14 protein-coding genes are annotated in these 12,007 nt (G+C 60.0%); all 14 read left to right on the forward strand.

All coding sequences use genetic code 11. The features are described from left to right. Window positions 1–49: 49 nt before the first annotated feature. Complete coding sequence (locus tag EOL86_07930; protein ID NCD25504.1) at window positions 50–793, forward strand: tRNA 2-thiocytidine biosynthesis protein TtcA; 744 nt, start codon at window positions 50–52, stop codon at window positions 791–793. Between the two features lie 40 nt (window positions 794–833). Beyond that, window positions 834–1,613, forward strand: coding sequence for a flagellar biosynthetic protein FliR (gene fliR / locus EOL86_07935; protein NCD25505.1), 780 nt, complete (start codon window positions 834–836; stop codon window positions 1,611–1,613). A gap of 6 nt (window positions 1,614–1,619) precedes the next feature. Next, window positions 1,620–2,684, forward strand: coding sequence for a flagellar biosynthesis protein FlhB (flhB, locus tag EOL86_07940; protein ID NCD25506.1), 1,065 nt, complete (start codon window positions 1,620–1,622; stop codon window positions 2,682–2,684). A gap of 28 nt (window positions 2,685–2,712) precedes the next feature. Then, a complete protein-coding gene (gene flhA, locus EOL86_07945) occupies window positions 2,713–4,800 on the forward strand; it encodes a flagellar biosynthesis protein FlhA (GenBank protein NCD25507.1) in 2,088 nt (695 codons plus the stop codon). A gap of 2 nt (window positions 4,801–4,802) precedes the next feature. Then, complete coding sequence (locus EOL86_07950) at window positions 4,803–5,861, forward strand: flagellar biosynthesis protein FlhF (GenBank protein ID NCD25508.1); 1,059 nt, start codon at window positions 4,803–4,805, stop codon at window positions 5,859–5,861. A gap of 28 nt (window positions 5,862–5,889) precedes the next feature. Next, window positions 5,890–6,705, forward strand: a complete 816-nt coding sequence (locus EOL86_07955) for a MinD/ParA family protein (protein NCD25509.1) — start codon at window positions 5,890–5,892, stop codon at window positions 6,703–6,705. Next, entirely contained in the window at window positions 6,659–7,456 is a 798-nt protein-coding gene (locus tag EOL86_07960) for a FliA/WhiG family RNA polymerase sigma factor (GenBank protein NCD25510.1), read from the forward strand. Before EOL86_07955 ends, EOL86_07960 begins: the two co-directional genes overlap by 47 nt. Window positions 7,457–7,493: 37 nt before the next feature. Beyond that, window positions 7,494–7,874 carry a response regulator gene (locus EOL86_07965; protein NCD25511.1) on the forward strand — a complete coding sequence of 127 codons (381 nt, stop codon included), beginning with the start codon at window positions 7,494–7,496 and terminating at the stop codon, window positions 7,872–7,874. Between the two features lie 41 nt (window positions 7,875–7,915). Further along, window positions 7,916–8,680 carry a hypothetical protein gene (locus EOL86_07970; protein NCD25512.1) on the forward strand — a complete coding sequence of 255 codons (765 nt, stop codon included), beginning with the start codon at window positions 7,916–7,918 and terminating at the stop codon, window positions 8,678–8,680. Beyond that, the gene (locus EOL86_07975; GenBank protein ID NCD25513.1) at window positions 8,680–8,988 is read left to right on the forward strand and encodes a hypothetical protein; all 309 of its coding nucleotides are present in this window, start codon (window positions 8,680–8,682) and stop codon (window positions 8,986–8,988) included. The genes EOL86_07970 and EOL86_07975 overlap by 1 nt, the downstream gene beginning before the upstream one ends. Before the next feature lie 3 nt (window positions 8,989–8,991). After that, complete coding sequence (locus EOL86_07980) at window positions 8,992–9,411, forward strand: hypothetical protein (GenBank protein NCD25514.1); 420 nt, start codon at window positions 8,992–8,994, stop codon at window positions 9,409–9,411. Between the two features lie 15 nt (window positions 9,412–9,426). After that, complete coding sequence (locus tag EOL86_07985) at window positions 9,427–10,179, forward strand: hypothetical protein (GenBank protein ID NCD25515.1); 753 nt, start codon at window positions 9,427–9,429, stop codon at window positions 10,177–10,179. A 5-nt stretch (window positions 10,180–10,184) separates the two neighbouring features. Beyond that, the gene (locus tag EOL86_07990) at window positions 10,185–11,150 is read left to right on the forward strand and encodes a tRNA-dihydrouridine synthase family protein (GenBank protein NCD25516.1); all 966 of its coding nucleotides are present in this window, start codon (window positions 10,185–10,187) and stop codon (window positions 11,148–11,150) included. 8 nt (window positions 11,151–11,158) lie between these two features. Then, a partial coding sequence (ispH, locus tag EOL86_07995) for a 4-hydroxy-3-methylbut-2-enyl diphosphate reductase (GenBank protein ID NCD25517.1) occupies window positions 11,159–12,007 on the forward strand: 849 nt, incomplete at its 3' end.

Here is a 12,007-nt window from a genome sequence, read left to right on the forward strand (position 1 = left end):
CCCCTTAATACGCATTCCCGGTCTGTCAAATACCTCCACAGGAGAACCCATGGCCCAGTGGGGAAAACTTAAATTCGCCCAACAAAACTGTCTCGGACAAGCCGGCAAGCTCATGCAGCAGACCGGCATGGCCTGGCCCGGGGCGCGGATCGGCCTGGCCGTGTCCGGCGGCGCCGACAGCTGGGTCATGCTCCAGGTCATGCTCCTGCGCCAGCGCATCGTGCCCTTTTCCTTCGAGCTCTTCGTCATCCACCTCAATCCCGGTTTCGACCCCGCCTCCCACGCGCCGCTGGCAGCATGGCTGCGCCAACACGGCGTGGCCAGCCACCTGGAAACCACGGATTATGGCCCACGCGCCCACTCCCCGGAAAACCGCAAAAAATCTCCATGCTTCTACTGTGCCTGGCTCCGTCGCAAACGACTGTTCGATCTTTGCCAACGCTATCGCCTGACCCATCTCGCCCTGGGACACAATACCGATGATCTGGTTTCGACGTTTTTCATGAACATGCTCAAAACCGGTAAAATCCACGGCCTCGTGCCCAAGGAATCCTATTTCCGGGGCAGACTGACCATGATCCGCCCCCTGCTGCTTCTGGACAAGGCGACCATCACTCAGGCCTGTCGGCAATGGAGACTCCCGATATGGGAAAACAGCTGTCCCTCCAAGGATGCCACGGCCCGATCCGCCACCCTGCGCGCGGCCCTGGATCTTTGCGGCCACGACAAGCGTATCCGGACAAATATGTTCAACGCCCTGCGCCAATGGCAAATCGAAACCCCGTCCGAATAGAACGACCACGGATATGGTCCATGTCTTGCTAAAGCCCGGCATGGACCTCTTCTCGCTCGATCCTCAAATACTCTTGACCTTTTTGCTGGCCCTGATGCGGGTAAGCCTGGTCCTTTTCCTCATGCCCTTTTTCGGCGGCCAAACCCTGCCCGCGCCAGCCAAGGCCGCCCTGACCCTGACCCTGACCCTGGCCCTGTGGTCCAAACTGCCCCTGACCGGACACCTCATGCCCGCCCACCCCTTCGCCCTGGCCGTGATGCTCGCCGGGGAACTCATGCTCGGTCTGGTGCTGGGACTGGTCATCCGCTTTCTATTCGCCGCCATTCAGACCGGGGGCCAGCTCATTGGATTTCAAATGGGCTTCACCATGGTCAACGTGGTCGATCCAGATTCCGGCACGTCCGAAGCGGTCACGGCCCATTTCCTGTACATGGTCAGTCTGTTGACGTTCCTGTCGTTCAACGGCCATCTGTTTCTGATCGAGGGGTTGCTCAAGACCTTCGCGCTCATTCCGCCCGGCGACATCCTGATTTCGCCACGCCTGACGTCGCGCGTGCTGGATCTTTCGGCCCAGATGTTCCTGCTGGCCATCCAAATCAGCGCCCCGGTCATCGCGGCCATCCTGTTGGTGGACCTGGCCCTGGCCCTGGTTTCACGGGCATCCCCCCAGATGAACGTGCTCATCATCGGGTTTCCCATCAAAATCAGCGTCGGGTTCCTGTTTCTGGGCATTATTTTTGAAATCATCGCGCTGCACATGGAAGGCTTCGTCTCCCATATGCCGCTGCTCTTTTCCCAACTTATCAACGCGATGCGCTAAAACATCATGCCCCAGCACGATCCGAGTCGCACCGAACACGCCACCCCCAAGCGCCGTAACAAGGCCAGGGGGGAAGGCAGTGTCCCCAAAAGCCAGGAGCTCCCCAAGCCCCTGACCATGTTTGTCGGGCTCCTGGCGGTGCGTTTCTATCTGGGTACGATCCAGGGCGAGCTGGAATCCCTCATGCGCTGGTTCTTCCAGGACGGCTTTTCGTACGAGCTGACCCAAACCTCGGTCCTCTCCTTGCTGCAGAGCTGCCTCCGCAGCATGGCCATCATGGTGCTGCCCATCATCCTGGCCATCGCCATCGTGGCCTTCATCAGTGTCCGGCTGCAGGTCGGCAAGCTCTGGGCGCCCAAGATTTTCAAACCGAAATTCAAGATGTTCAACCTCGCCCAGGGGCTCCAAAAACTCTTGATCAGCAAGCAGACCATCGTCCGGCTGCTCAAGAGCGTGTTCATGGCCGCGGCCGTGGCCATTGGACCGTATATCGTCCTCAAGCAGGCGCTCGGAGAGGTCATCCCCCTCTTCTATCAGTCGGCCGAGGGTATCGCCGCCTACATCCTCCAGGCCGGGCAAACCATGTTCGAATACGCCCTGGCCCCCATGCTGCTGATCGGTATCGCGGATTTGATCTATACCCGCTGGGACTATGAAGAAAACCTGAAAATGACCAAAAGCGAGGTCAAGGACGAACGCAAGCAGGCCGAGGGCGATCCGGTCGTCAAAAGCAAGCAGCGTCAAAAAATGATGGCCGTGATGGCCAAGCGGATGATGAAAGACGTCCCCAAGGCCGACGTGGTCATCACCAACCCGACCCATCTGGCCATTGCCATCCGCTACAACGTCATGGAGGCTCCCGCCCCCCTCATTCTGGCCAAGGGCGCTGGCCGCGTGGCGGAAAAAATCAAGGAAATCGCACGCCAAAACAACGTCCCCGTCCGTGAGAACAAACCCCTGGCACGGGCTTTGTATAAAGTTGTCGAAGTCGGGGACACAATTCCCGAGGAATTCTACCAAGCCGTGGCCGCCATTCTGGCCCAAGTCTACAAAACCAAAAAACGGCCGTGATCCGCCACCCCGCAAGGATGTCAAAATAATGGCTGCTCCCACCTCGAACATGGAGATCAACTACAAGCGCTTCACCAAGCAGGGCGACTTCCTGCTCGCCGGCGGCGTGATTCTGATCCTGTTCGTCATGCTGGTGCCGCTGCCGACCATTTTCCTGGATATTCTGCTGGCCTTTTCCATTTCGTTTTCGCTGGTCATCCTGATCACGTCCATGTTCATGACCTCGCCCCTGGAATTCTCCATTTTTCCCTCGGTGCTTCTGGTCACGACCCTGCTCCGCCTGGCCCTGAACGTGGCCTCGACACGACTTATCCTTCTGCACGGCGACCAGGGCACCTCGGCCGCGGGCAAGGTCATCCAGGCCTTTGGCGAATTCGTGGTCGGCGGCAACTTCGCCATTGGCGCGGTCATCTTTCTTATCCTGTTCATTCTTAACAAGACCGTCATCGTGTCCGGCACGACGCGCATCGCCGAGGTCGCCGCCCGCTTCACCCTGGACGCCATGCCCGGCAAGCAGATGGCCATCGAGGCCGATCTCAACGCCGGGCTCATCGACGAGGAGCAGGCCGTCAAGCAACGCGAAAACCTGCGCCGCGAGGCGGATTTTTACGGGGCCATGGACGGCGCGGGTAAATTCGTGTCCGGAGACGTCAACGCCGGCCTGTTCATCACCTTCATCAATATTATTGGTGGGTTTTTCATCGGCGTCCTGCAAAAGGACATGAACTGGATGGACGCGGCCCACACCTTCACCCTGCTGACCATTGGCGACGGCCTGGTTTCGACCATCCCGTCCCTGATCACGTCCACCGCGGCCGGCATCATCGTCAGCCGGGCCGCGGCCGAAGCGCGCATGGGCGAGGAATTCATTGGCCAGCTGACCAACCATCCCCGCGCCCTGAAGCTGGTTTCCGGCGTCCTGCTGCTTTTCGCCATTGTTCCGGGCATGCCGACCGTGGCCTTCCTGACCCTGGCCTGCGTCCTCTACGGAGTGTCCATCATTTCCGAACGTCTCAAGGCCGAGTCCGCGGAACCGGAACAAAAAAAGAAAAAGGGCGCGACCTCCCCGGACAGCCCGGAAGAAGTGCAGTCCCTGCTGCCGCTGGATCTCATGGAGCTCGAGGTCGGCTATGGCCTTATACCCCTGGTGGACGAAGACCAGAACGGCAACCTCCTGGCCCGCATCCGCTCCATCCGCCGCCAATTCGCCCTGGACATGGGTGTCATTGTTCCGTCGCTGCACCTGCGCGACAACCTCCAGCTCAAGCCCGGCGAATACGTGGTTCAAATCAAGGGCAATCGCGTGGCCTCGGCCGAGATCATGATCGACCATTATCTGGCCATGGACCCCGGCGACGCCCGCCACAACATCAAGGGCATCGAAACCCTGGAGCCGGCCTTCAACCTGCCGGCCCTGTGGATCCCCTCGGCCAGAAAGGACGAGGCGGTCATGGCCGGCTACACCGTGGTCGATCCGTCAACGGTCATCGCCACGCACCTGACCGAGGTCTTCAAGCAAAACCTCCACGAATTCCTGGGCCGCCAGGAAGTGCAGGCCCTGCTGGACAACCTCGCCCAACGCGCCCCCAAGGTCGTGGAGGAGCTGGTGCCCGGCATCCTGACCCTGGGCACGGTGCAAAAGGTGTTGCAGAACCTCGTCCGCGAAAATGTGTCCGTGCGCGACCTGCTGACCATCGTCGAATGCTTGGCCGACTACGGCCACGCCATCAAGGACGCCGACCAGTTGACCGAATTCGTGCGCCAGCGCCTGTCCCGGACGATCATCAAGCCATATCTGGGACAGGGCAATCTGCTACCGATCATCTCCCTCTCGCCGGCCATCGAGGGCGCCTTCCAGGAAAGCATCAAGCGCACCGAGCAGGGATCCTATCTGGCCATGGAACCGGGCCTGGCCCACAAGATCATCCAGTCCATCAACAAAGCCGCGGAAAAGGGCATCGTGGCCGAGGGGCAGCCCGTGCTGCTGACCTCGCCCCTGGTCAGGCAGCATCTGGCGCAGCTCCTGGCCCGCTTCCTGCCGACCATGCCGGTTATTTCCCAGGCCGAAATCCCGGCCGACATTCGCCTTGAATCCGTGGCCATGGTGGAAATCTAGCGATGCGAGTCAAAACCTTCACCGGTAGCAGCACCAAGGATGTCATGGCCCAGATCAAAAACGAACTGGGACCGGATGCCATCATTCTGAGCAACCAAAAAACCACCAAGGGCGGGACGGTCTGCTACGAGATCATGGCCGCCCTGGATGAACCCGCCGCGCCGGCTCCGGCCAGCGACATCGCGCCGGCCCCGGCCGGCAACGAATGGACACTGATGCGCGAGGAATGGTCACAGCTGCGCAAGCACCTCATGGCCGTGATCACGCCGCAAATGGATGTCGGGCTGCTCACGCCGCGCCAGCAGGTGGTCCTCGATTACCTGGAACGCGAAGGCGTCCACCATGACGTGCTCCTCGCCCTGTGGGAAAAATTCCGCCGCCAGCCAGACTCGCCCACCCTGAGCGTCATGAGTGGAATGCTCAAGGTTTTGCCATGGCTGGACACCGCCTGGCCGCATAAAATCCATCTTTTCGCCGGCCCTTACGGCGGCGGCAAGTCCTGCACGGTTCTGCGCCTGTCCCTGGCCGTGAAAAAGGCCCGGCCCAAAACGCGCATCCTGATCGTCAACGCCGACCGTTCCCAGGGCAAGGGGCGGCTCTACCTGCGACATTACGCGGAACTCTCGGGGCTGTCCTACCGCGAGCTGGACAGTCCGGAGCAGTGGGCCGACCTCGAACGCGACGCCATGGACCACGACCTGGTACTGGTCGATCTGCCCGGCCTGCCCGGTCGCCAACCCCTTGACGCCTGGCTTCGGGACATCTCCGGCGGGCATCCGCCCAAGGGACACGTTCATCTGGTGCTGAGCCCTCTTTACGCCAGCGGACAAATGGACGCCTTTGTCTCCCGGCTCGCGACCGACAGCGCGGCCAGCATCATCTGGACGAAATTGGACGAAGCTTGTAATTACGGGGAAATACTCAATCAGGCCACCAAGACCGGGCTGCCCGTGTCCCTGTTGTCGGTCGGACCGGAATTGAAAAACACCCTGGCCCAACCCGATACCCAGGGAATCTGGAAACTGCTTCTGCGGCACGAGCTGCCGGAAGCAGCCATTTGACGCACCAACCCACAAGGACGCCACCCGCATGAGCACCACCTTTCCCATGGTTCTGTCCGTTACCTCCGGCAAGGGCGGAGTCGGCAAAACGAATATTTCCGTGAACCTGGCCCTGACCCTTGGGCGCATGGGGCACCGTTGCGTCATCCTGGACGCGGACCTCGGGCTGGCCAACGTGGATGTCATCCTGGGGCTGGCCCCGGAAAAAAACCTCTTCCACGTCTTCCATGAAGGCGTTTCCCTGCGCGACATTCTCGCGCCAACGGAATACGGCTTTTCCATCCTGCCCGCGGCCAGCGGCGTCAGTGAAATGCTGTCGCTGACCACAGGCCAGAAACTGGAATTACTGGAAGCCATGGATGTCCTCGAGGGCAGCATCGACTACCTTATCGTGGACACGGGCGCGGGAATCAACGACAATGTCGTGTATTTCAATCTGGCGGCGCAAGAACGGCTGCTGGTCGTCACGCCGGAGCCAACCTCCCTGACCGATGCCTACGCCCTGATCAAGGTCATGAAAATCAAACATGGCGTGGAAAAATTCCATGTCCTGATCAACATGGCCAAGACCGAAAAATCCGCCAGGGACATTTTCGCCAAGCTTTACAATGCCTCCGATCACTTCCTGGGTGGCGTGTCCCTGGATTTCGTGGGACACATTCCACTGGACCCACGGGTCCGCCAGGCCGTGATCCAGCAAAAGCCGTTCTGCAGTCTGTACCCGCAAGGCGAGGCGGCCCGGGCCATGGAGAAGGTCGCCCAAAACATCGCACGGTGGAAGCCGCTGGATCATCTGGATGGGAATATCAAATTCTTCTGGAAAAAACTCCTCTTTGCCGAATAGCTCCACCGAGCCACCCTGGGCCCTGTTGGACGGCGACTGCTTCGCGTCCCTGGATCCGGCGCGCAAGGACCAGATCGCCAGGGCCTTTGCCCCGCGCATCAAGGTCATCGCGCTACACCTGAAGGCCAAGCTTCCAGGCCACATCGAGCTGGGCGACCTGATCAGCGCCGGGACACTCGGCCTCATGGAGGCCCTGGGCAAATTTCAGCCCAATCTGGGTATTCGCTTTGAATCCTTCGCCGAAAGCCGCGTCCGCGGCGCCATGCTCGACGAACTGCGGCGCATGGACTGGTTTTCACGCGGCCTGCGGCAAAAAATCAAAAAACTCGAACACGTCATCCGGGAATACGAACAGGAACACGGCCAGGCACCGAGTCGCCAGGATCTCGAAAAAATCACGGGCCAGGAGACATCCGAACTGGAAAACACGCTGGAGGCGCTCAACACCCAGGTCGTGCTCAGCCTTGACTCCATCCAGGAAAATTTCGTCACCAACAAAGGCGAGGACAGTTTCCAGGAACCGTCCAGCGTGGTCGCCCTCCAGGACATCATTGACAAATTGGCACATCTCATCAATAGACTGAGCCAACGGGAACAACTGGTGCTGAGTTTGTACTACACCGAAGAGTTGAACATGAAAGAGGTGGCCCTGACCCTGGAAGTAACCGAAGGACGCGTGTCCCAGATTCATTCCCAGGCCCTGGCCAAACTGAAAAAAATGTTCCGCCAGGAACACGGCAACCTGCTCTGACCATCCCGGTTTCACGAATCGCACAGCGGAGGAATACATGCCCGTCAACACCAATATGCGCGTGCTCATCGTCGATGATTTTTCAACCATGCGCCGGATCATCAAAAATATTCTCAGACAACTCGGATTCAACAATATCCTGGAAGCGGACGACGGAACATCCGCCTGGGAAACCCTGAACAGGGACCAGATCGATTTCATCATTTCCGACTGGAACATGCCACAGATGACCGGCATCGAGCTCTTGCGCAAAGTCCGCGCCAGCGAGGAATTCGCGGATCTGCCCTTCCTCATGGTCACGGCCGAGGCCCAGCAGGAGAACATCATCGAAGCCGTGCAGGCCAAGGTGTCCAACTACATTGTCAAACCGTTCACGGCCGAAACCCTGGGCCAGAAAATCAACAAGATTTTCGAATAGTCGTTCTCTGACCGGTGGCTCTCCACCGGTCAGCGCCCTCCATGATTCTCCCCGTCCTCTTTGCCCAACCCACGCAGCCCGACGACCGCAACGTCAGCCTGGACGATGAACGCCTGAAGGATGAAATCCCAAAGGGCCTGCAGAAAGTCGAACTCGACCTCGACGACGCCCTTTTTCTTGAATTCGAGGAAGAGGAAGCCCCCCAGCAGGAAGCGCTTCCGGAATCGGACGCCGAAAACGCGCCCGATGACGACACCGAGCAGGGCAAGGAACGTGCCCGCCATCATGGCCTCCCCCTCTGGAAAAAAGCATCCTTTCTCGGCGTGATCCTGGTCATCGTGCTCATCGCGGTGGCCGCCATTTTTTGGTTCCTTCCCGGGTCGGACCCGGAATCCGAGGATATCTCGGCCAAAAAAAACGCGGCCAAAAAACCGGTTTCGGCAATCAAGCCCGTGGTGCCCACGGGTGGTGGCGGGACGGGCAATGGCGGCGGCGTGGGCGGACTCCGCAAAACCTACGCGTTCAAACCGTTCGTGATCGAACGCGGCACAGGCAAGGACACCCGCTTTTTGACCGTCAACATTTCCATTCCTGGAGCCTCGCCCGCCCTGACGCGGGAAATCACCGCCAAAAACGTGGTGCTCCGGGACGCGATATTTCGCTTTCTTCAAAAAACGGACATCATCGATCCAGGCGACCCGGAACAAACAAGGCAATTCACGACGGACCTGACGGCCGCCCTCAACGCCGCGCTGGATGGTGCCCAGGCCCAAAAAATTCTGATCGAAGGCTATGTAGTGAAGTAATGGTCAATTCACTTGATCTGACGACGATCATCACGCAAATCCCGCAAGCCCAGAAACTGCACAACGTGCAGCATGTCCATCCGGAAATGCAGCAGGCCCTGGCCCAGCAGCTGGTCCTGAAAAAGCAGCAGGAAGAAAAAAAACAAATCGCCAAGTCCGAGCCTGCCGAGCCAGACTCCGAAACCCACGTGGACGAAGACGGGCACCACGAGGCCGGACAAAACCTGCTCCACGACGAGAGGCACGCCCAGCAAGATACCGAGGATCCCGAAACGGATCAGGGACACCTGATCGACATACAGGTGTAACCCATGCAGATTCCTTTCTGGATCCTGGCCATTTCCACCCTGCTCGAATTGGGGCTTTTGTCCTTGGCTGTGCTCTTTTTCATCAAACTCAGAAAATCCGAAAGCTTGCTCCAGACCCTCCAGGACCGCCAGCACGAGTTTCTGCAACGCCTTGACTTCAATGCCCGCCTGGAAAACGAACTGGTCAACACCTTTGCCAAGCGGCAGGAAGAGCTGGCCGCCCTGGAAGAAAAACTCCAGCACCGGGCCCTGGAAATGCGCCGGCTGTTGGAGCAGGCCGACACCTTCACCAAATCACCCCAATTCCTGCGCCAAACCATCCTCAGCGGCTACCGCCGGGGCCAATCCGCCAGAGCCCTGGCCCAGGCCACGGGACTCAGCGTCGATGAAGTTGAACTCATCATCGATCAGCTGAAGGATTAGACCGGATCTTCCGTCATGGCCGCTTTTTCCGCCTTCACCCGCCACAATCCATCACGAACGGAGCAATTCCGGCGGCAGCACCGTGTTGGAGACACCCTCAAGGGGGAATTGCGGGCATACATCAGCCCGGATCGGGCCTGGGTCCACATTCAGGGCCAGACCCTGGTGGCCGCCATTCGCGCCGGCCTTGCACCCGGCACCAAGCTGCTGTTCACGGTCCAAAGCCTCCACCCGGACATTGTCCTGGCGGAATGCGGGCCGGACAGATCCTCCATGCGGGCCGCCATCCAGCACGTCATCACCGCGCGGGCCAGCTTTGAATCCATGATGTTCGCGCGGGATGCCGCCTGGGCGACGCATTTTTGGGACCACATCCAAGCGGACGCCCGTCTTTTGGGCGGCTACCTGGCGGTCCTGGCCAAGCTTCGGGCCCTGGACGCCCATCTCGCCCATGGCCAGCGCGTGGCCTATTGCCCCTGGACTCTGCCCAAACTCGCCAAAACCGTGCTGATTTTCACCCCGGCCCTGCCCGGCACCGCCATCGGGGAAATCCTTGGCCATGGGGAATTCGCGACCACGGAAGTCCTGATTCAGGCAACCTTCACCGCCGCCCACCACATGCTACGCTGTTTTCTCCCCAAGCAAACCGTGCCCGACCAACGCCTCGCGCGCATGAAATGGGACGACCCGGCCCTCTGCCCGGTGCTCAGCCCCTGGGAACGCCTTCTTGGAGACGCCCCCAAGAGTCACTATCAAACCACGATCTGAAATCCATGACCATACCTCTCGCCATCTCTCCCGAAGCGCCATGGCTCGCGCCATTGGCCGGATTTTCCGACCTGCCTTTCCGTCTTCTCTGCCGCGAGCACGGCTGCGACATCGCCGTGACCGAAATGATCAGCGCCAAGGGGCTCATCTACGGCAGCCCCGGCACCAACGAACTTCTCGCGACCTGCGTTCAGGACACGCCCGTGGTGGTGCAACTCTTCGGCGCCGAGGTGGATTTTCTGATCAAGGCCGTGGAACGCCTGCGGGGCCAGGGCTTTGTGTATTTCGATCTGAACTGCGGCTGCTCCGTCCGCAAAGTGACCAAAACAGGAAGCGGCGCCGCCCTGCTCCGGGACATGCCCCGCTTGCTGGCCGTGGCCAAAGCCATGATCGACGCCACGGAACCAGGATGCATGGGGTTCAAAATCCGCCTGGGCTGGGGCCAGAATGAACCGGTTTATCTGGAACTGGGCCAAGAATTGGAGCAACTCGGGGCGGGATGGGTGAGCCTGCACCCGCGCTTCGCGACCCAAGGCTTCACCGGCACGGCTGATTGGTCTTGTCTGCGCCGACTCAAGGAACGCGTCCGGCTGCCCGTCGTCGCCAGTGGCGATCTCTTCTCGGCCGAGGACGGAATCCGGTGCCTCGAGGAAACCGGCGTGGACGGCCTCATGTTCGCGCGGGGGGCGCTCGGCGATCCCACGATCTTCGAACGCTTCAAGGCGCTGCGGGCAAATCGGCCCAGCCCGCCCAAAACATACTCCGCCATGCTCGCCCTTGTTCGTCGCCTTTTCGACCTCCACGCAGATCACGGCATGGAACGCGCTGGTCTGCTCAAAATGCGAACCCTCGTGCCCCGTTTCCTCAAGGGTCTGCCCGGAGCGCGGGGCCTGCGCCGGGACATTGTTTTTTGCACAACCATAGACGACGTGCTCGCGGCCATCGAGCATGCATCACAAAACCATTCATGAGGGCAGACATGCATCTGATCATCGCGAAAACAGCCGGCTTCTGCATGGGCGTCGGCATGGCCTTGCGCAAGCTCGACCATGCCATGAAAAATCCAAAATTCACGGGCTCGATCTTCACTCTGGGGCCAATTATCCACAACCCCCAGGTCCTGAGCCACTACGCGGCCCAGGGCGTGCGCCAAGCCAAAAGCCTGGATGAAATACACCCGGGTGATGTTGTCGTCATTCGGGCCCACGGCATACCCCGGCACGTCCAGCACGACCACGAACAGCGCGGCGCCATTCTGATCGACGCGACGTGCCCCAAAGTGAAAAAAGCGCAAATCCTCATCCAACAACAAGCCCAGGAAGGAAAACATCTCCTCCTTTTCGGCGAACCCAACCATCCGGAAGTCCAGGGACTGATCAGCTATGCCAGTACCCACGATATTTTTCAGAATCTGGAGGAGTTGAAACGCATCGAACCGCATCCGGGACGACGCTATTTCCTGGCGGCACAAACCACGCAGGACAAGGATCTCTTCGATGTCATCGCGGCGCATCTCCAGGCCAACCTGGACCCCAACCTGCCGGTGCTCGACACCATCTGCATGGCGACCAAGGAGCGGCAAGACGAGGTCCGCGACATCGCCACCAAGGTACAGGCCATGGTCATCGTGGGTGGCAAGGAAAGCGGCAACACCCGCCGCCTGGCCCAGATCGCCGGCGACTCGGGCATCCGCGCCATCCACGTCGAAACATCGGCGGAGCTTCCGCTACGGGAGCTTGGCCACTACGCATCGATCGGTCTCACCGCCGGCGCCTCGACGCCCGCCGACATCATCGCGGATGTCGCGGAAACCATCCAGAACATGGCC

The sequence above is a fragment of the Deltaproteobacteria bacterium genome, from assembly GCA_009930495.1.
GTDB lineage: Bacteria > Desulfobacterota > Desulfovibrionia > Desulfovibrionales > Desulfomicrobiaceae > Desulfomicrobium.